At 68.2% G+C, this 19,404-nt stretch carries 21 protein-coding genes; 17 read left to right on the top strand and 4 right to left on the bottom strand.

The features are described from left to right. Position 1 precedes the first annotated feature (1 nt). Positions 2–268: a MoaD/ThiS family protein gene (locus AC1DK9_RS14815; protein WP_476916386.1), complete on the bottom strand. Its 267-nt coding sequence runs from the start codon at positions 266–268 to the stop codon at positions 2–4. A 7-nt stretch (positions 269–275) separates the two neighbouring features. Continuing rightward, complete coding sequence (gene moaA / locus AC1DK9_RS14810; protein ID WP_476916385.1) at positions 276–1,412, bottom strand: GTP 3',8-cyclase MoaA; 1,137 nt, start codon at positions 1,410–1,412, stop codon at positions 276–278. 136 nt (positions 1,413–1,548) lie between these two features. Between moaA and AC1DK9_RS14805 the strand changes: the two genes are divergently transcribed. The 7 genes from AC1DK9_RS14805 to AC1DK9_RS14775 all read left to right on the top strand — a co-directional run bounded on the left by AC1DK9_RS14805 (position 1,549) and on the right by AC1DK9_RS14775 (position 7,102). Beyond that, on the top strand, positions 1,549–3,072 hold the full coding sequence (locus AC1DK9_RS14805) for a molybdopterin-dependent oxidoreductase (protein WP_476916411.1): 1,524 nt from the start codon (positions 1,549–1,551) through the stop codon (positions 3,070–3,072). 26 nt (positions 3,073–3,098) lie between these two features. After that, entirely contained in the window at positions 3,099–4,316 is a 1,218-nt protein-coding gene (locus tag AC1DK9_RS14800; protein ID WP_476916384.1) for a molybdopterin molybdotransferase MoeA, read from the top strand. Beyond that, entirely contained in the window at positions 4,304–4,804 is a 501-nt protein-coding gene (gene moaC / locus AC1DK9_RS14795) for a cyclic pyranopterin monophosphate synthase MoaC (protein ID WP_476863474.1), read from the top strand. Before AC1DK9_RS14800 ends, moaC begins: the two co-directional genes overlap by 13 nt. Next, the gene (locus tag AC1DK9_RS14790; RefSeq protein WP_476863473.1) at positions 4,801–5,313 is read left to right on the top strand and encodes a MogA/MoaB family molybdenum cofactor biosynthesis protein; all 513 of its coding nucleotides are present in this window, start codon (positions 4,801–4,803) and stop codon (positions 5,311–5,313) included. Before moaC ends, AC1DK9_RS14790 begins: the two co-directional genes overlap by 4 nt. Then, a complete protein-coding gene (locus tag AC1DK9_RS14785; protein ID WP_476916383.1) occupies positions 5,303–5,770 on the top strand; it encodes a molybdenum cofactor biosynthesis protein MoaE in 468 nt (155 codons plus the stop codon). The genes AC1DK9_RS14790 and AC1DK9_RS14785 overlap by 11 nt, the downstream gene beginning before the upstream one ends. Positions 5,771–5,855: 85 nt before the next feature. After that, positions 5,856–6,614, top strand: coding sequence for a 4-hydroxy-tetrahydrodipicolinate reductase (dapB, locus tag AC1DK9_RS14780; protein WP_476916382.1), 759 nt, complete (start codon positions 5,856–5,858; stop codon positions 6,612–6,614). Then, on the top strand, positions 6,614–7,102 hold the full coding sequence (locus AC1DK9_RS14775; protein ID WP_476863470.1) for a hypothetical protein: 489 nt from the start codon (positions 6,614–6,616) through the stop codon (positions 7,100–7,102). Before dapB ends, AC1DK9_RS14775 begins: the two co-directional genes overlap by 1 nt. Before the next feature lie 4 nt (positions 7,103–7,106). Here the strand turns inward: AC1DK9_RS14775 and AC1DK9_RS14770 are convergent, their stop codons facing one another. Then, the gene (locus AC1DK9_RS14770; RefSeq protein WP_476916381.1) at positions 7,107–8,342 is read right to left on the bottom strand and encodes a heparan-alpha-glucosaminide N-acetyltransferase domain-containing protein; all 1,236 of its coding nucleotides are present in this window, start codon (positions 8,340–8,342) and stop codon (positions 7,107–7,109) included. Positions 8,343–8,470: 128 nt separating this feature from the next. Between AC1DK9_RS14770 and AC1DK9_RS14765 the strand changes: the two genes are divergently transcribed. The 7 genes from AC1DK9_RS14765 to AC1DK9_RS14735 all read left to right on the top strand — a co-directional run bounded on the left by AC1DK9_RS14765 (position 8,471) and on the right by AC1DK9_RS14735 (position 16,536). Continuing rightward, entirely contained in the window at positions 8,471–8,860 is a 390-nt protein-coding gene (locus AC1DK9_RS14765; RefSeq protein WP_476916380.1) for a hypothetical protein, read from the top strand. A 58-nt stretch (positions 8,861–8,918) separates the two neighbouring features. After that, on the top strand, positions 8,919–9,827 hold the full coding sequence (gene dapA, locus AC1DK9_RS14760) for a 4-hydroxy-tetrahydrodipicolinate synthase (protein ID WP_476916379.1): 909 nt from the start codon (positions 8,919–8,921) through the stop codon (positions 9,825–9,827). 59 nt (positions 9,828–9,886) lie between these two features. Continuing rightward, entirely contained in the window at positions 9,887–11,575 is a 1,689-nt protein-coding gene (locus tag AC1DK9_RS14755) for a ribonuclease J (protein WP_476863466.1), read from the top strand. A gap of 228 nt (positions 11,576–11,803) precedes the next feature. Next, the gene (locus AC1DK9_RS14750) at positions 11,804–14,752 is read left to right on the top strand and encodes an FtsK/SpoIIIE family DNA translocase (protein ID WP_476916378.1); all 2,949 of its coding nucleotides are present in this window, start codon (positions 11,804–11,806) and stop codon (positions 14,750–14,752) included. A gap of 27 nt (positions 14,753–14,779) precedes the next feature. After that, positions 14,780–15,418: a CDP-diacylglycerol--glycerol-3-phosphate 3-phosphatidyltransferase gene (gene pgsA, locus AC1DK9_RS14745; protein ID WP_476916377.1), complete on the top strand. Its 639-nt coding sequence runs from the start codon at positions 14,780–14,782 to the stop codon at positions 15,416–15,418. Then, positions 15,415–15,945 carry a CinA family protein gene (locus AC1DK9_RS14740; protein ID WP_476916376.1) on the top strand — a complete coding sequence of 177 codons (531 nt, stop codon included), beginning with the start codon at positions 15,415–15,417 and terminating at the stop codon, positions 15,943–15,945. Before pgsA ends, AC1DK9_RS14740 begins: the two co-directional genes overlap by 4 nt. Positions 15,946–16,083: 138 nt before the next feature. Beyond that, complete coding sequence (locus tag AC1DK9_RS14735) at positions 16,084–16,536, top strand: helix-turn-helix domain-containing protein (RefSeq protein ID WP_476863462.1); 453 nt, start codon at positions 16,084–16,086, stop codon at positions 16,534–16,536. Between the two features lie 129 nt (positions 16,537–16,665). Here the strand turns inward: AC1DK9_RS14735 and AC1DK9_RS14730 are convergent, their stop codons facing one another. Further along, positions 16,666–17,187 carry a MarR family winged helix-turn-helix transcriptional regulator gene (locus tag AC1DK9_RS14730; protein ID WP_476916375.1) on the bottom strand — a complete coding sequence of 174 codons (522 nt, stop codon included), beginning with the start codon at positions 17,185–17,187 and terminating at the stop codon, positions 16,666–16,668. A gap of 41 nt (positions 17,188–17,228) precedes the next feature. Between AC1DK9_RS14730 and AC1DK9_RS14725 the strand changes: the two genes are divergently transcribed. The 3 genes from AC1DK9_RS14725 (at position 17,229) to AC1DK9_RS14715 (ending at position 19,359) form a co-directional block, all read left to right on the top strand. Beyond that, a complete protein-coding gene (locus AC1DK9_RS14725; RefSeq protein WP_476863460.1) occupies positions 17,229–17,447 on the top strand; it encodes a DUF3046 domain-containing protein in 219 nt (72 codons plus the stop codon). A 231-nt stretch (positions 17,448–17,678) separates the two neighbouring features. After that, complete coding sequence (gene recA, locus AC1DK9_RS14720; RefSeq protein ID WP_476863459.1) at positions 17,679–18,728, top strand: recombinase RecA; 1,050 nt, start codon at positions 17,679–17,681, stop codon at positions 18,726–18,728. Positions 18,729–18,873: 145 nt separating this feature from the next. Beyond that, entirely contained in the window at positions 18,874–19,359 is a 486-nt protein-coding gene (locus AC1DK9_RS14715; RefSeq protein WP_476863487.1) for a regulatory protein RecX, read from the top strand. The last annotated feature ends 45 nt before the right edge of the window (positions 19,360–19,404 follow it).

The raw sequence follows: 19,404 nt of genomic DNA, 5'->3' as shown, positions 1-19,404 counted from the left end.
CCTAGCCGCCGGCGAAGGGCGGCAGCACGTCGACGACGTCGTCCGGACCCACGGCCGCCGCGGTGTTACGGACGGCCACCTCGTTGAGCAGGAAGCTGGAGCGGGACAGGATGCGGGCCAGCGGCGGGGTGCCGGCCGGCGGTTCGGGACGCTCGACGGCGAGCACCGCCTCAAGCAACTCGGCGAGGGTTGCACCCTCGGCCAGCTCGAACTTTTCTTCCTCCATGCCGGCGGCAGCGCGCGCGGCAGCGAAGTAGCGTACGTTCACGGGTGTCTCAGCCTCCGATGGCGCTCATGCTGCGGTCCGGCTGGACGAAGTCCGGGGCGTCCAGTCCAACGTGGTCCATGCCGTGCGCCTTGGGCTTGATCCACATGGCGTCCTGCCAGCGCTCGGCGAGTTGCTCGTCGCTGGCGCCCTCGCGGAGCAGCCCCAGCAGGTCAATCTCTTCGCGCGAGAAGAGGCAGCTCATGATTTTGCCTTCCGCGGTGATCCGCGTCCGGCGGCAATCTGCGCAGAACGGCTCGGTGACCGAGGCGATAATCCCCACGGTGCCCAGCACGGGCCCGGTGGCCTGATCCGAGCCGGGCACGCGGGCGCGGACCTCGAACCGCTCGGCCGGTGCGCCGTCGCGTTCGCGCGGGTCGGCGCTGAGCACGTAGTCGACCGAGAGCAGCTCCCGGATCTCCGCGGCCGTGATCATGTTCCGGCGGGTCCAGCCATGGTCGGCGTCGAGGGGCATCTGCTCGATGAAGCGCAGCTCGTAACCGCGGTCCAGCGCCCAGGCCAGCAGCGAGGGGGACTCGGCGTCGTTGATCCCGCGCATCAGCACCGCGTTCAGCTTCACGGGTCCCAGCCCGGCGGCCCAGGCGGCGTCGACGCCGGCCAGGACGCGGTCCAGGAAGGGGCGCCGGGTCAGCTTGGTGAAGGTTTCCTCGTGCAGCGAATCCAGTGAGACGTTGATCCGGGTGAGGCCGGCCGCCTTCAGCCCGGCCGCCTTCTTATCCAGCCCGACGGCGTTGGTGGTCATCGAGATCGGCAGCTCCGGGTGCGCCTGGCGGAGGGCGGAGATGATGTCCAGCAGGTCGGCGCGGACCAGGGGTTCGCCGCCGGTGAGCCGGAGTTCGCGCACACCCAGTTGTTCGACGCCGATCCGCACGATCCGCACGATTTCCTCTGCAGACATCACGGCCTGCTTGGCCAGCCATTCCAGGCCCTCGGCCGGCATGCAGTAAGTGCAGCGCAGGTTGCATTTGTCCGTCAGGGACAGCCGCATATCGGTGGCGCGGCGGCCGTAGCGGTCCACCAGCCCGGCAGGCATCCCGGCCGGGCGCCCGGCCAGCGGCGGCGCCGGTTCGCCCGCGCCGGAGCCGCTTTCCGCGCGGGGCTGGGGCATGCCAAGCTGAACACTCATAAAGTCAGGCTACGCCACTGTGGCCCAGGCATCACGCCTGCGGGGTCTGCGAACTTATGCTGGAAGCGTGAACACCTCCCGGGACGTTCCACCTTCTGCTCCCAGCGGCACCCCGCAGGCCGCCCCGCGGCGCGAACTGTGGTGGTCGGCCGCTGCCGGCGTAGCGGCCGTCGGCGCCGGCGTCGTCCTCGGCGAACTGGCAGCCGGGCTGCTGAGCCCGTCGGTTTCGCCGGTGACGGCCGTCGGGGGAGCGGTAATCGACGCCGTCCCGCCGGGCGTCAAGGACTGGGCCATCTCGCTCTTCGGCACGGCGGACAAGCTGGCGCTGCTCAGCGGAATGGCCCTGGCAATCGCGGCCCTGGCGGCCTTGGCCGGAGTGCTCGAACGGCGCCGCCGCTTTGCCGGGCTGGCCGTGATCGCCGTCTTCGGCGGGGTGGGCGTCGCGGCGGTCCTGACCCGGGCCGAGGGGAGCGCCAACGCCGTCCCCGCCCCGCTGCTCGCCGCCGCGCTGGGTATGTCGCTGCTGCGCTGGCTGATTCGCCGCCTCACGGAGTGGTCCGACGCCGCACCGCCTGGCGAGCAGGCCGCCCTTGCCCGCCGCCGCTTCCTGCAATCTATTGTCGCTACCGCGGTCATCGCGGGCGTGGGCGGGGTGCTGGCGTCCACGCTGCGCGGCGCGGCGGCCGCCGTCGTTGAGCTGCGCGGCAAACTGGTGCTGCCCCGCCCGGCCTCGGCCGCGCAGCCGATACCGTCCGGAGCCCAGCTGTCCCTGCCCGGGCTGGAACCCCTCGTCACCCCGAACAAGGACTTCTACCGCATCGACACGGCCCTGCGTGTCCCGGTCGTCGATCCGAATCAATGGAAACTCAAAGTCACCGGCCTGGTGGACCACGAGGTGGAACTGGACTTCGCCAGCCTGCTCGCCAAGCCGCTGACCGAGCGGTACGTCACGATCGCCTGCGTCTCCAACGAGGTGGGCGGCGACCTCATTGGCAACGCGCGCTGGCTCGGCTGGCCGGTCCGGGAGTTGCTGGCCCAAGCCGGTCCGAAACCGGGAGCGGACATGGTGCTCTCGCGCAGCGCCGATGGCTGGACCGCCGGGACACCGCTGGAGGTACTCACGGACACCCGGGACGCGCTGCTGGCGGTGGGAATGAACGGCGAGCCGCTGCCGCTCGAACACGGCTTCCCGGTCCGGCTCGTGGTGCCCGGACTCTATGGATACGTCTCGGCGACCAAGTGGGTCACCGAGCTGAAGGTCACCCGGTTCGCCGATGACGTCGCCTACTGGACGCCGCGCGGCTGGAGCGAACGCGGACCGATCAAGACCTCGTCGCGGATCGACGTGCCGCGGGCCGGCCGGAGTGTGAACGCCGGGCCGGTGGACTTCGGCGGGGTGGCCTGGGCGCAGCACCGCGGCGTCGGACGGGTGGAAGTGCGCGTGAACCACGGCGAGTGGAGGCAGGCCGAACTGGCCGCCGCGATCTCCACTGATACCTGGCGGCAGTGGAAGCTCACCGTGCAGCTGGACCCGGGGCGCTACGAGGTTCAGGTCCGCGCCATCGACCTCGCCGGTGTACCGCAGGTTGAGGAGCGCGCGCCGGCAGCGCCCAGCGGCGCCACCGGCTACCACACGGTTACAGTGGACGTGAAGTCCTAGCCAGCCGAGCCAAAGGTCGAAAATCCATGCACCGCACCGCGAACAGGCCCGTCACCGTGGAAGCACACCGGGACAAGGTCCGCGCGCTGCTGGCGCCGCTTTCCTCCCGCGTCGACACAGTGCCGCTCCGCGAAGCGCTCGGCCGCGGACTGGCCGCCGACATCACGGCCCCGCTGGACCTTCCGCCCTTCGCCAACTCCCAGATGGACGGCTTCGCCATCCGCAGCGCCGACGTGCCCGCCGGCGGCACCGAACTGAGCGTCGCGGCCCCGGTCCCGGCCGGCGCCCGGCCCGCCGAACTGGCCCCCGGCAGCGCCGCGCCCATCATGACCGGCGCCATGATCCCGCCCGGGGCGGACGCCGTCGTCCCCATTGAACAGGCCGTCCCCGATTCCTTCCCCGTCCCCGGGGGAGCGGCCACCGTGCGCCTGCCCGCGACGCCGGCGGGGACTTTCGTCCGCGATGCCGGCAGCGACATTGCCGCCGGGGCGCAAGCCCTCGCCGCCGGGACCTTCCTCGGCCCCGGGCAGCTGGGGCTGCTGGCCGCGCTGGGCCTGAGCGAGGTGCCGGTGCACGCCGTGCCAAGGGTCCTGCTGGTCACCACCGGCGACGAAGTCGTGGAACCCGGCAGCCCGCTGCAGCCCGGCAAAATCTACGATGCCAACGGCACCCTGCTCGACTCGGCGCTGCGCCAGGCCGGCCTCCGCGTCACCCGCACCGGCATCTCGGCCGACAACCCCGAGGAGCTTGCGGCGCTGCTGCGCCGGCACGCGCCGGAGGTGGACCTGATCGTCACCACCGGGGGAGTCAGCAAGGGCGCCTACGAGGTGGTCCGGCAGGCGCTGGCCGGCCACGACGTCGAGTTCGGCGGCGTGGCGATGCAGCCGGGCGGCCCGCAGGGCATTGGCACCTTCGACGGCGTTCCCGTCCTTGGTTTCCCGGGTAACCCGGTTAGCTGCCTCGTTTCCTTCGAAATGTTCCTCCGGCCGGTCCTGTCGGAACTGTTCGGCTCGCCCGCGCCGCGGACCGTGGTTCGGGCCCGGCTGGCCGAAGCACTGACTTCCCCAGAGGCCAAGCACCAGGTGCGGCGTGGCACCCTCGGCCCCGACGGCATCGTCCGGTTGGAAGGCGGTGCGGGATCCCACCTGGTGCACGCCCTGGCGCATTCCAACGCACTTGTGCACGTCCCGTGGGGAACCGCGGCGCTCGCCGAGGGCGACGAGGTGGAAGTATGGATGCTGTGAACCCAGCAGATAACCCAGATAAGCCCGTGCTGACCCATCTCCGGCAGGACGGCACCGCCCAGATGGTCGACGTGTCGAATAAGGCCGAGACCACGCGCGAGGCCACCGCTACGGCCACGGTCAACAGCACCGCCGAGGTCCTGGCCCTGCTCGGTGCAGGCGAATTGCCGAAAGGTGACGCGCTGGCCGTCGCCCGGGTAGCCGGGATCCTGGCCGCTAAAAAGACTCCGGACCTGATTCCGCTCTGCCACCCGCTGCCGATCACCAAGGTGACCGTCGATTTCGAGCTCGACGCCGAGTCGGTCACCGTGTTCGCCACGGTCAAGACCCGCGGCGTGACCGGCGTGGAGATGGAAGCACTCACCGCTGTGTCCGTGGCGGCGCTGAGCGTGTACGACATGATCAAGGCCGTGGACAAGCACGCGGTGCTCACTGACATCAAGGTGCTGGCCAAGAGCGGCGGCAAGAGCGGGGACTGGACACTGTGAACACCACCGAACCGCACCGCCACGGCGAAGCCACCGGCCGTAAAGCCGGCATCGTGATCGCCTCCACGCGCGCGGCGGCCGGGGTCTACGAGGACCTCACCGGCCCCGTCATCGCGGACTGGCTGACCGAACACGGCTTCGAGCCGTTTCCCGCGATGGTGGTGCCCGACGGCGAACCCGTCGGCGCCGCCCTGCGCGCGCTGCTGACCCAGCACCCCGCCGTCATCATCACCAGCGGGGGCACCGGCCTCAGCCCCACCGACGCCACCCCGGAGCAGACGCTGCCTCTGCTGGACCGCGAGATCCCCGGGATCATGGAAGGCCTGCGGAGCGCAGGCACGGCCAAGACGCCGACCGCCATGCTGAGCCGAGGCCATGCTGGCGCCGCCGGCAGCACCTTCATCGTCAACCTCCCCGGGTCCCCGAAGGGCGTCATGGACGGCCTGGGCGTGCTGGACCCGATCATCGGACACCTCTGCGACCAGCTGGAAGGCAGCCATGGACACTGAATCCGCCTTTGAAATCGTGCACGCCGTCCTCAGCGCCGAGCCCATCTCGGTGGATCAGGCCATTGCCGCGGTCGAATCGGATACAGCCGGCGCAGTGGTGAGCTTCAGCGGCGTCGTCCGCAACCACGACGGAGGCAAGGCCGTGCAGCGCCTCAGCTACAGCGCACATCCCACGGCGAACCAGGTGCTGGCCGACGTCGTCGCGCAACTGGTTGCCGAACATTCGGCAACCGGGGCAGACGGGAATGACCAGCCGGTCCGGATCTGGGCCGCGCACCGCATTGGGCCGCTGGAGATTGGCGATCCCGCCTTGGTCTGTGCCGTCTCCGCTGCACACCGCGGCCAGGCCTTCGCGGTGTGCGCCGAGCTGGTGGACCGGATCAAGGAGCAGGTTCCGATCTGGAAGGAACAATTCTTCACCGACGGCACCGTCGAGTGGGTCGGCGCGGGCGGCTAGATTCGTCGGTGGGAGTGGTTGGAGCGACGGTAACGCACCCGACCCGGTTCCAGCCGGGACCCACCCCGGCGGTAGGGTTGATGCCATGACCGAACAACTCGCCGTCGCCGTCCTGGGCGCCAACGGGCGCATGGGCGCCGAGGCCGTCAAGGCCGTGGATGCCGCCGAAGACCTGAAGCTCGTGGCGGCCCTGGGCCGGAACGATTCCCTCGACAAATTGGTGGACGCCGGCGCCCGCGTTGTGGTGGACCTGACCGTGCCCGAAAGCACGGAAGCAAACGTCCGCTTCGCCGTTGAACACGGCATGCACGCAGTGGTCGGCACCACCGGCTGGGACGCCGACCGGCTGGCCCGGCTCGAAGCCCTCCTGGCCGGCCAGTCCGGCGTCGGCGTCCTCATCGCCCCGAACTTCGCCCTTGGCTCGGTTCTGGCATCTGCCTTCGCAGCCAAAGCGTCCCGCTATTTCGAATCGGTCGAAATCATTGAACTGCACCACCCGGACAAGGTTGACGCCCCGTCCGGTACCGCCGTCCGCACCGCCCAGCTGATCGCCGCCGAGCGCGCCGACGCCGGTGTCGCGGCGAGCCCGGATGCCACCACGAGCGAACGCCCCGGGGCGCGCGGCTGCGAGGTCGACGGCGTCCGGGTCCACAGTGTCCGGCTCCGCGGCCTGGTGGCGCACCAGGAGGTTCTGCTGGGCGGGCCGGGGGAGCAGCTGACCTTCCGGCACGATTCCTTCGACCGTGCTTCCTTCATGCCCGGCGTGCTGCTGGGCGTCCGCAACGTTGCGGCGCACCCGGGACTCACGGTGGGCCTGGACGGCTACCTGGACTTGGGCCTCTGATGGCCAACGTTCTGGCGACCTTCAAGGCCAACCGCACCAAGATCTGGGTGGGCGCGGTGACGCTCCTGCTGGTCTTCTATTTGGTGGTGTCGCTGCAGCGTTCGGTGCTACTGCTCTCCGATGCGAACCTCGTGGCCAAGGCCCTCGGCCTGGCCTACCTCGTGCTGCCGATTGTGGGGGCCTGGGCGCTGGTCAGGGAGCTCTTGTTCGGTGCCCGGACCGAACGGCTGGCCAAGATCCTCGAAGCGGAAGGCGGCCTGCCGGAGGACACCCTGCCGCGCACGCCCGCCGGCCGGATCATCCGCGAGGCCGCGGACCTGGAGTTCGAAAAGTACCGCGCGGAAGCCGAGGCTGCGCCGGAAGACTGGCGCTCCTGGTTCCGGCTGAGCTGCGCGTACGACGCCGCCGGGGACCGCAAGCGCGCCCGCGCCTCGATGCGCGACGCCGTACGGATCTTCCGCGCCGGTTCAACCAAGACCGGGGCCTAGCCTCTCAGCGTTGCCTTGCCCAGCGCCCGCGGCCCAGCTGGTTCGCGCCGTGACCGAGCAATTCCAGCGGACCGCGCCAGGACTGTGCCGCGAAGACGCCGCCAATGACCAGGGCGGCAACGGCCTGCGCCCAGTACACGCCTTCCACGGTCCAGCCGGCCGGAAGAGGGTGCCCGTGCAGGGACGCCATCACGCACACGTGCGCCGTATACAGGCTGAGGGTCATGGCACCGGCACCGCGGAACGGGAGTAGCAGGTCCAGCTGCACCCAGTCGGCGAGCCGTCCCAGCAACAGGCAGAAACCCACCACCGCGGCCGCGACGCCGGCAGTGTGCAACAGGTCCAGCGTGGTGCCCGAGTGCGGGGCGCTTGAGGCCAGCCACCAAACGGAACCGGACTGGTCGATGCCTGCCAGGTTCACCTGCAGCAGGCTTGCCAAGGGATAGTCAGGATCGCCAATCTGTTCCTGCAGCGCCGCCCGGCCGCCCCAGTCCTCCATCATCACCACGCTCAGCCATTTGGCGAGAACCGCGGCGACGCTGCCGGCGGTCAGCAGCAGCCAGGGAACAGCCGCCGTCGCCAGCGCCAGCCGGCCGATCGCCAGTCCGATAAGCAGGTAGGCAAGCCACTGCAGAACAGGGTAGTAGCCGGTCAGGAACAAGTCGCCGAGCAGCCGAGCCGGAGTGCCCAGATCCTCCCAGCCGGGGTTGTGGCCGAGCTGCAGGGGAGGCTCGGCGGCCAACAGCCACGGCCGCAAGAGATAGGCCAGGACGGGGGTTGCCAGCAGCCAGGCCGCCGCCAAGGCCCAGAGGCGTTTCGCGCGGAGCCCGATGAACGGCAGCACACAGAGAAACAGCAAGGCGTAGTTGACCAGGATGACCGCGATGTTGACTTCCAGCCCGCCGAGGGAGAGGCCGACGGCGGCTACGACCAGGGCCCGGAGTGCGATGCCGCGGCGGGCGGCCCATAATTCTGCGCCCTCGAGGGGGCGCTCCTTTCCGGTGGCCAGCGCCAGGCCGATTCCGGCGAGCACGGCGAAGAGGGCAGCCGCGCGGCCCGAGAACGCCAGGCCGACCCAGGTTGGGGTGAGCTGCGCGTCGGCCCCAAAGGTGGGGAGCACGTGGGTCGCCATCATGCCGAGCAGCGCCAGCCCCCGGGCTGCGTCAACGCCCGTCAGCCGCGGCGCTGCCGCCTTGGCCCTGGCGGTCCTTGAAGTCGTTGCCGTACCGCGCGAGGTCATCGTCTGATCGTCTCACGTCCGGCAGGTTAGGACCCATCGCCGGGCTGGCATAACCGTGACTGGACAGGGCCAAGACAGTGCCAACACAGCCCTTGTGTTCGAATATATGTTCGAATAATATGGCAGGCATGAACACTCCATCAGAGCCGGCTCCATCCTCTCCTCATAAGCCAACTGGAGCCCTAGACGCCAGCGGTGTCCTCAAGGCGATGAGTCCGGGCGTCGTGGACTTCCTCTTCCGGCGCCTGGTCGCGGGGGAGTCGGCCGAAGACATCCAGTGGCATCGGGAGGGTACGGCGCTGTCCGCGCAGATGCCCGGCGCCGAACTGGCCCGCCGGCTCGCCGACACGGACCTCGAGTCACTGACCCCCACGGAGCTGTTCCACTATGTCCGGGCCGCGCAGCGGTTGTCGGCCTGGGCGGAGGGGCTGCGCGAGGAGGCGGTAAGCCGTTATTGCGCCGTTCCGCCGGCGCGTTCCGAGGCCCCGGCAGACGCTGCGCAGGAGGGCCGAATTTGACGCGCATCACTCCGCCGTCATTGTCCTAACAAGGCGCGGACAGGGTAACGTTTTTCCTATGGCTGACTCTGACATTCGCTCTTACACGTTTGGAACCCTCGTGACCGCCATGGTCACTCCGTTCACTAACGACGGTGAGGTCGACTATCAGCAGTCCGCAGAGCTGGCCAACAAGCTCGTCGACGACGGCAATGACGCCCTCGTAGTCTCCGGCACCACGGGCGAAACTTCCACGCTGGAGGACGACGAAAAAGAGAAGCTGTTCCGTGTAATCGTCGACGCTGTGGGGGACCGGGCAAAGGTCATCGCCGGCACCGGCACCAACCACACCTCGCACTCGATCGAGATGGCCAAGCGGGCAGCCAAGGCAGGCGCCCACGGCCAGCTGATCGTCACCCCGTATTACAACAAGCCGAGCCAGGCCGGAATCCAGGCCCACATCGAAGCCGTTGCCGATGCCGCGGACCTGCCCGTCATGGTTTATGACATTCCGGGCCGGGCCGGTGTGCCCATCCTGCCGGAAACCATGATCCGGCTTGCGGACCACCCCCGCATCATTGCCCTCAAAGACGCCAAGGCCGACTTTGCCGCCGTCACCCGCGTGATGGCAAACACGGACCTGGACGTCTATTCCGGCGACGACGGACTGACCCTGCCGTGGATGGCGGCCGGCGCAGTCGGGCTGGTCAGCGTCTCGGCGCACGTGGCCACCAAGCAGTACCGTGCGATGATCGATGCCGCACTTGCAGGCGATTTTGCTACCGCCCGCACCATACATTTCGAACTGGACCCTGTGGTCCGTGCAGTGATGACCCATATCCAGGGTGCTGTTGCTGCAAAGCAAGTTCTTAAGTGGCAGGGAGTCCTGTCCAACTCGGTTGTCCGTTTGCCCCTCGTGGAGCCGGGCGAAGCCGAGATCGAAACAATCCGCGAGGACTTGGCGGAAGCCGGGCTCGTCTTCTCCTGATCCGGCAACCTTGCCTGATCAGGCGCAGACACCCTGCTCCGCCTGGAAAGTAGTGCACTATGACCCAAACCGCCCTTCCCGGCCTTGTCACGCCGCCGAAACTGCCCAAGAACACCCTGCGGATCGTCCCGCTCGGCGGCCTCGGGGAGATCGGCCGCAACATGACGGTCTTCGAAATCGACGGCAAGCTGCTGATCGTTGACTGTGGCGTCCTCTTCCCCGAGGAAACCCAGCCCGGCGTCGACCTGATCCTGCCCGATTTCTCCTACATCGAGAACCGCATGGACGACATCGTCGCCGTCATCCTCACCCACGGCCACGAGGACCACATCGGCGCCGTCCCCTACCTGCTGCGCCTGCGCAACGACATCCCCATCGTCGGCTCCCAGTTGACCCTGGCCCTGATCGAAGCCAAGCTCCAGGAACACCGGATCAGGCCGAACACCCAGATCGTCACCGAGGGCCAGGTCCAGCAGCTCGGCCCCTTCGAATGCGAATTCGTGGCCGTCAACCACTCGATCCCGGATGCCCTCGCCGTCTTCCTGCGCACCTCCGGCGGCACCGTGCTGCATACCGGCGACTTCAAGATGGACCAGCTTCCCCTCGACGGCCGCATCACCGACCTGCGACACTTCGCCAAGCTCGGCGAAGAGGGCGTGGATCTGTTCATGTCCGACTCCACGAACGCCGACGTCCCCGGCTTCACCACCGCGGAGAAGGAGATCGGCCCCACCCTGGACCGGCTCTTCGGCCAGGCTTCCAAGCGCATCATCGTGGCCTCCTTCTCCTCGCACGTGCACCGCGTCCAGCAGGTCCTCGACGCCGCCGCGAACCACAACCGCAAGGTGGCCTTCGTCGGCCGTTCCATGGTCCGCAACATGGCCATCGCCGCGAAGCTCGGTTACCTCGAGGTCCCGGCCGGCATCCTCGTCGACATCAAGAACATCGACAACCTGCCGGACAACCGCGTGGTCCTCATGTCCACCGGTTCCCAGGGCGAGCCGATGGCCGCGCTGTCCCGCATGGCCAACGGCGACCACCGCGTCGTCGTCGGCCAGGGCGACACCGTGATCCTCGCCTCCAGCCTCATCCCGGGCAACGAGAACGCCGTCTTCCGCATCATCAACGGCCTGCTCAAGCTCGGCGCCGACGTCATCCACAAGGGCAACGCCAAGGTGCACGTCTCCGGCCACGCCGCCGCAGGCGAGCTCCTGTACTGCTACAACATCCTGGAACCGCTGAACGCGATGCCGGTGCACGGCGAAACGCGCCACCTGATCGCCAACGGCAAGATCGCCCTCGAATCGGGAGTCCCGGAGGAAAGCATCCTCCTGGCCGACAACGGCACCGTGATCGACCTCCGCGACCACCAGGCAGACATCGTCGGCCAGGTCGAGGTCGGCTTCGTCTACGTTGACGGCTCCAGCGTCGGCGAGGTCACCGAAGCGGACCTCAAGGACCGCCAGACCCTGGGTGACGAGGGCTTCATCTCGATCATCACGGTCATCCACCGCGCCACCGGCAAGGTCGTCTCCGGCCCGGAAATCCACGCACGCGGCGTAGCCGAGGACGATTCGGTCTTCGACGAGATCATCCCCAAGATCAACGCCGCGCTGGAGGAAGCAGTCCAAAACCGCGACCACACCACGCAGCAGCTGCAGCAGGTCGTCCGCCGTGTTATCGGCACCTGGGTCAACCGCAAGCTGCGCCGCAAGCCGATGATCATCCCGGTGGTCCTCGAAGCGTAAGCGCCCGGCCGCTCCCGTGAAAGGGTGCGGCATCAGAGCTTCACAGCAACGGCCTTCCCCGCCGGCTCCGCCCTCCGGCGGCGCCGACGGGGAGGGCCGTTTTCGTTGCCGCGCTGCCCCCGGAAGCGCGGCTGCCGCGCGGGAGGGCAGCGGCCCCGCGGTTCAACATGATCCCGCCCGCCCCGGAAATCCGCGGTTTTCGGCCACGCGTCGGGTACCGTTGCGGGTATGGCGACACGCACCTCCTCCGCGCCTAGAGGCAACTCCAGCGGCAACGCACGCGGCACTTCCAAGAGCAACACCGGCGGCTCTTCGGGCCGCGGCTCCGGCGCAGCTGCGTCCAAAACCAGCCGTTCGCAGGGAACCGCGCGCACCCGGCAGCTTGCCGCCGTCGAACCGCATCAGCCCTGGCTCGTGCGGATCGTGGCCGGGGCCTGGCTGGGAATCGGCCATGTGGTGGGCGCCGGTATCCGCCGGATCGGCCACGATGTCAGCGACCTCGACCCGGCCGACCGCCGCGACGGTGCCGCGCTCTTCAACCTCGCGCTGGGCGTCTTCATTGCCACCTTCGCCTGGTGGGGTTTCCAGGGCTGGTTCCCGGATATGGTCTACGGGATTGTCAACGGAACCTTCGGCTGGATGTCCCTGCTGTTGCCGCTCATGCTTTTCGTCTGCGCGTTTCGCCTGTTCCGCCAGCCCGTCGACGGCCGCGGCAACAACCGGATCGGCATCGGCTTCCTGATCATGGCCCTGGCCGGCAGCGGACTGGCCCACATCATCGGCGGCCAGCCGACGGTTGCCGACGGCTTCGACGGGCTCCGCCACGCCGGCGGCATGCTCGGCTACCTCGCCGCCGCGCCTCTGGCCACCATCCACCCGGCCGTGCCGGTCGCGCTGTACAGCCTGCTCGCGTTCACCTCGCTGCTGATCGTCACGGCCACTCCCTTCGGCGCCATCCCGTCCCGCCTTCGCGGCGCCTACGAGCACCTGATGGGCATCGACCTCCAGGATTACGAAGAGACCGACGCCCACGACCGCAGCTACCTGTATGAAAATGACGCGCCCGCGCCCAAGAAGAAGCGCAAGCGCCTCTTTGGCAAGGACGACGACGGCGACGCCCGGCTGGAGGGCTACGTCGGCGACGAAGCTTTCGAGCACGCCGTCGTCGACGACGATGACGACGCTGCCCCTCCTGCCAAGGGAACGAAGGCAGGCAGCGCGGCCGCCAACAGCGTGGCCCCCGGGGTGCGACGCCCCACCCAGGCCGAAATCGCCGTCGAGAAGATCAAAGCGGCCCAAGGCCTTGGCAGCGCCGCGGCCGGTGGCGCAGCGGAGGGAGCCACCGAGGCGATCCCGCTCGTCACCCCCGGCATGGTGGCCGCAGGGTCCCTGAACCCAGCCGCCGGTGCCGTCGCGGGAGCGGGCACTGCCAAGGTCCCGTCGAACCCGGTCGCCCCGGCGCCGCCGCCCACCCCAATCCCGCAGCGCACCGAGCAGCTCTCGCTCGCCGGAGACGTCACCTACACGCTGCCGGCGTCGGACATGCTGACCCCGGGCTCCATCCCCAAGGAACGCACCGAGGCCAACGACGCGATCGTCGCCTCGTTGACCGAGACGCTGACCCAGTTCAACGTCGATGCGCAGGTCACCGGCTTCAGCCGCGGACCCACAGTCACCCGTTACGAGATCGAGCTGAATCCCGGCACCAAGGTGGAGCGCGTCACGGCGCTGTCCAAGAACATCTCCTACGCCGTCGCCAGCTCCGACGTCCGGATCCTCAGCCCCATCCMGGGCAAGTCCGCGATCGGCATCGAGATCCCCAACACGGACCGCGAGACTGTGTCCCTCGGAGACGTGCTGCGGAGCCAAAATGCCCGACGCACCGACCACCCGATGGTCATGGGCGTGGGCAAGGATGTCGAAGGCGGCTACGTCGTCGCCAACCTCGCGAAAATGCCGCACCTGCTCGTGGCCGGTGCCACCGGTGCCGGTAAGTCCTCCTTCGTGAACTCGATGATCACCTCCATCCTGATGCGCGCCACCCCGGACGAGGTGCGCATGGTCATGGTGGACCCGAAGCGCGTGGAACTGACCGCCTACGAGGRCGTCCCGCACTTGATCACCCCGATCATCACCAACCCCAAGAAGGCCGCCGAGGCGCTGCAGTGGGTGGTCCGCGAAATGGACGCCCGCTACGACGACCTCGCCAACTACGGCTTCAAGCACATCGACGACTTCAACAAGGCCGTCCGGGCCGGCAAGGTCCACCCGCCGGAGGGCTCCAAGCGCGTCATCCGCCCGTACCCGTACCTGCTGGTGATCGTGGACGAGCTCGCCGACCTGATGATGGTGGCTCCGCGCGACGTCGAGGACTCCATTGTCCGCATCACCCAGCTGGCCCGCGCCGCCGGTATCCACTTGGTGCTCGCCACGCAGCGGCCCTCCGTCGACGTCGTGACGGGCCTGATCAAGGCCAACGTCCCGTCCCGGATGGCGTTCGCCACCTCCTCCGTGACGGACTCCCGCGTGGTCCTGGACCAGCCCGGCGCCGAGAAGCTGATCGGCCAGGGCGACGCGCTCTTCCTGCCGATGGGCGCTTCGAAAGCGATGCGTGTTCAGGGCGCCTGGGTCACCGAATCCGAGATCCACAAGGTCGTCGAACACGTCAAGGGCCAGCTCAAGGCCGTGTACCGCGACGATGTTGCTCCCGAAGCGCAGAAGAAACAGATCGACGACGACATCGGGGACGACCTCGAGGTCCTGCTGCAGGCCACCGAGCTCGTCGTCACGACGCAGTTCGGCTCGACGTCGATGCTGCAGCGCAAGCTCCGCGTCGGGTTCGCCAAGGCCGGCCGCCTGATGGACCTGCTGGAATCCAGGGGAGTGGTGGGACCCTCGGAGGGCTCCAAGGCCCGCGACGTCCTGGTCAAGCCGGACGATCTCGCCGCGGTCCTGGCCGCCATGAAGGGCCAGGACGGCCCTGTTGCCGCGGATTCGCAGACGGCCGCGCTGAGCGAGAACGCGAACGCCAACATCGCCCAGGGAGGCTACGCCGAGGACCTGGTGGCAGCGGACCTGGACAACCGCACCCAAAGCGTCGACTACTACGACGGCGCGGACGGCCCGGGGGACGACGACGAGGGTTCCGAGGACGCCTGGTCGCTCACCGGACGGTAGCCGGCAGCGAGACGGTAGCCTAGGAAGGTGACTAGCGCCGAAACCAACGCCGGGTCCGCCCCGCGGATCTGGAACCTGCCCAACATCCTCACGATGCTGCGGATCGCGCTGGTGCCCTTTTTCGTCTGGTTCCTCGTTGCCGACGCCCCCGGCCTGGACGCGCAGAACGGGCCGTGGCGTTGGGCCGCCGTCGTCGTCTTCGCGCTGGCAATATACACGGACAAGCTCGACGGCGACATCGCGCGCAGCCGCGGGCTGATCACCGACTTCGGCAAGATCGCCGACCCGATCGCGGACAAATTGCTGATCGGCTCGGCCCTGGTGATGCTTTCCCTGCTCGGCGAACTGCCCTGGTGGGTGACGGTCCTGATCCTCGTCCGCGAATGGGGCGTCACGGCGCTGCGCTTCTTCGTCATCCGCTACGGCGTCATCCCGGCGTCCCGCGGCGGAAAACTCAAAACCGTCATCCAGACCGCCGCGATCTTCCTCTATGTCATGCCACTTGCCTCGATCGCGCCCTGGTTGGGAATCCTGGCCTTCGTGGTCATGATGGCCGCCCTGGCCATCACCGTCTGGACCGGCGTCGAATATGTCGTTGAGGCCCTGAAGCTGCGCGCCAGCGGAATCCGGGACCGGAATGAGCAGGTCCAGGAGGGGACGCCATGAGCAGCCAGCAGCCCGACACCCACCCGGGACTCCACCCGAACCTGCACCGCCTCGCGGAGCAGGCGGTGGGCCGGGCCATCGAGCTCGGGTTGACGGTGGCCACGGCGGAGTCGCTCACGGCCGGCATGGTGGCCGCGGTGCTGGCCGACACCCCCGGCGCGTCCGCCATGCTGAACGGCGGCGTGGTCGCCTACGCGAACTCCGTCAAGGCCGAGATCCTGGGCGTGTCCCGCGAACTCCTCGACGCCGCCGGCTCGGTGGACGGGCAGGTCGCCGCGGCGATGGCCTCCGGCGCGCGGACCGCGTGCCGGGCCGACGTAGCCGTGGCCACGACCGGGGTGGCGGGACCGGAACCGCACGACGGCAAGGCTGTGGGGACGGTTTTCATTGGCCTCGCCACGGCGGAAGGCGCGACGTCGTTCTCGTACCGCTTCGAGGGGAGCCGCCAGGAGATCCGGGCGCTGGCCTGCGGAGCCGCCCTGGAACGCCTGCTCGAAGCCCTGTCGCCGGCAAGCTACCGCAGGTAAAGTTGCCGGGAACAAAAGTTGATTCCGAATAGTTGTTACATTGTGTCGCCCAGGAATAAGGGTGGCGCCTAGGATGAAATCATCACGACGTTCGCACTCAACCGCGAACTTCACATACGAGGGAGCAAGGCGATACAGATGGTAAAGCAGCCCGTATCCGTAAACGGCGTTGTCCGCTGGAAGGATGTGGGCCTCGCCGATCAGGCAAAGAGCGAACAGAAGGAGCGCAAGATGGTTGTACTACGTCACGAAATCGGTGATGTCCTGCGCGATGTCCGCCAACGCCAAGGCCGTACCCTCCGCGAAGTCTCGCACAGTGCCCGTGTATCCCTGGGCTACCTGAGTGAAGTGGAACGCGGCCAGAAGGAAGCCTCCTCGGAGCTGCTCTCCTCGATCTGCTCGGCCCTCGACGTCCCGCTGTCCAGCATGCTCCGCGAAGTCAGCGACCGCGTCGCCGTGGCCGAGGGCGTGGCAGTTCCGGACACCGTGCCGCAGGAATTCTCGCAGCGCTACGGCCGCGACCTGGACCGGGAACTCAACAGCGAGCTGAACGACGAGCTGGCCACCGGCCTGCTCTCCGGGGCCCGCTAGCCCCCAAACGACCAAAGGAAGGTCCTCGGCGGTGTGCCGGGGACCTTTTCCGTGTCCGGGTTCTTCGGGCCCGGGCTGTCCGTGCCTGTGCTGCCCGTGGGTCTTGAGGCGACGCTTACCGGGACGCGGCTACGCGCCGTCGTCCCGCGGGAAGCCGTCGCGTTCGTAGCTGGCGTTGAGCTTCGCCATGTACCCGGCGAAGGCCTCTAGTTCGCCGGCAGGCCATTCCGCCAGCCGTTCGCGGAAGACCTCGCGCCGCGCATCCTGGACCAGGTGCATCTTCTCCTCGCCCTTGGCCGTCAGGCTGATGGCCTGGGCGCGTCCGTCTAGCGGGTCCGCTGCCTTTGATACCAGGCCGAGGCCCTCAAGGAAGGCGACCTGCCGGCTCACCGAGGGCTTGCCGACGCCGATGCACGAGGCCAGTTCGGTCAACCGGATGGGACCCTTCGTCCGAAGGACCGACAAGAGCCCGTAGGCCGCAGGCTCCATCTCAGGATGCACCTGGCGGGAGAGCTGCTGCGACATGGAACGGGCACGCCGCCACAGCAGGCTCAGCTGGCGTTCGACGGCGGCCAGCGCCTCCTCCGTAGCGGGTTCGCTAGTCCCGGAATCTGGCGCCGGCTCCGGGGCGGCGTCGCTAGGGTTGCTCATAGCAACCATTCTAGGGTCCGCGAACGTGAGAGACTTTATCGGTGAGGATCAGCGACTTTTGGCGGCTAATGGACGACGAGTTCGGGGCGGGATATTCCCGCGTCCTCAGCGGCTCCCTGGTGCTGGCGGGTGTCGGCGGACGCACCGCTGACCAGGCCCTGAGCGCCGGTGTGCCGCCCAAGCAGGTCTGGCTGGCGGTCTGCGATGTCCAGGATGTGCCTGCCGAGCGACGGCTGGGCCGGGACATCAAGCCGCGCTGACGGATGCCTGCCCGGGCCGCGATACGCGCCGGCCGGGTCCAAGTGGCGAGGCCTGACACGCCGCCGGATTGTTCGAATATCTGTTCGGGTCGGGCTATGCTTTTTTCAGAGCGTTTTCCACATACGCGACGGCGGCGGCAACTTTGTCAGTGCCTGCCACTAGCGTCAGGAATGACATAACAACGGCCGCGACGGCCACTCTCCAGCGAGAAAGTATTAGAGGTGTGAATCATGGCCGCAGCCCCGGATCGCCAGAAGGCGCTCGACGCAGCGCTAGCCCAGATTGACAAGCAGTTCGGCAAGGGCTCGGTCATGCGCCTGGGCGACGAAGTCCGCGCGCCCATCGAAGTCATCCCCACCGGCTCCATCGCACTGGACGTGGCCCTCGGAATTGGCGGCCTGCCCCGCGGCCGCGTCGTGGAGATCTACGGTCCTGAATCCTCCGGTAAGACCACTGTCGCCTTGCACGCCGTGGCCAACGCCCAGCGCCAGGGTGGCATCGCGGCCTTCATCGACGCCGAGCACGCCCTCGATCCTGAATACGCCGCCAAGCTCGGCGTCGACACGGATGCGCTTTTGGTTTCCCAGCCGGACACCGGCGAGCAGGCGCTCGAAATCATGGACATGCTGGTCGGCTCCGGCTCCCTGGACATCGTGGTCATTGACTCCGTCGCCGCACTGGTGCCGCGCGCCGAAATTGAAGGCGACATGGGCGACAGCCACGTCGGCCTGCAGGCGCGCCTGATGAGCCAGGCGCTGCGTAAGATCACCGGCCGGTTGAGCCAGACCAAGACCACCGCCATCTTCATCAACCAGCTGCGCGAGAAGATCGGCGTGTTCTTCGGCTCCCCGGAAACCACCACGGGTGGTAAGGCGCTGAAGTTCTACGCCTCGATCCGCATCGACGTCCGCCGCATCCAGACCCTGAAGGAGGGTGCGGACTCGGTCGGCAACCGGACCAAGGCGAAGATCGTCAAGAACAAGATGGCTCCGCCCTTCAAGATCGCCGAGTTCGACATCATCTACGGCCAGGGCATCTCCCGCGAGGGCGGCATCATCGACATGGGCGTCGAGCACGGCCTGATCAAGAAGTCCGGCTCCTGGTTCACCTATGACGGAGACCAGCTCGGCCAGGGCATGGAGAACTCCCGCCGCTTCCTGCGCGACAACCCTGAACTCGCCGCGGAACTCGAGCGCCTGATCAAGGAGAAGCTCGGCGTCGGCGTCAAGGCAGCCGACCCGGAGGAATCACCGAAGCTGAAGGCCGTTGACGGCTTCTAACAGCCGGGCCTCCGCTAAAGGACGGCGCAAGGGGTCAGGATTCTCTTCCACGAATCCTGGCCCCGGCGTCGTTGACGGCTTCGGCGGCCAGCAGCGGACCGGRCCTCCCGCTCCGGAGCAGGACGCCGACGCCGATCCCGCGGCCGTGGCCCGCGCGGTCGTGCTGCGGCAGTTGACCAACTCGCCGAAAAGCCGGTTGCAGCTCACCCGCAAACTTGCCGAGCGCAATATCCCGGAAGACGTGGCGGAGGCCGTGCTCGACCGCTTTGAAGAGGTCCGTCTGGTCGACGACGCCGAGTTCGCCGAGATGTGGGTGCGGAGCCGTTCCCAGACCCGGAAACTGGCCAAGGGCGCGCTGCGCCGGGAATTGGTCGAAAAGGGCATTGCCCAGGAGACCGCGGCGGTGGCCCTTGAGCAGCTCAGCGACGAAGACGAGGAAACCGCGGCCCGGGAACTCGTGGAACGTAAGCTGCGCAACGCGCGCGGGCTGGAAGACCGTGCGGAGCGGGACAAGGTGGTCCGCCGGCTGGCGTCCATGCTCGCGCGCAAGGGCTACCAGCCGTCGCAGGCTTTCCGGATCGTGGGGGAGGCCGTAGACGCGGCCATCGAGGAGCGGGACGCCGAGGCCTGACGCGGCCCCCGGCAGCTGGCGCGCGCGAATGCCGCCACGCCGAAC

The sequence above is a fragment of the Arthrobacter sp. 01T414 genome, assembly GCF_056398965.1.
Note: the sequence above shows the minus strand (reverse complement) of the source record. Positions and strands in the feature narration are given on the sequence as shown.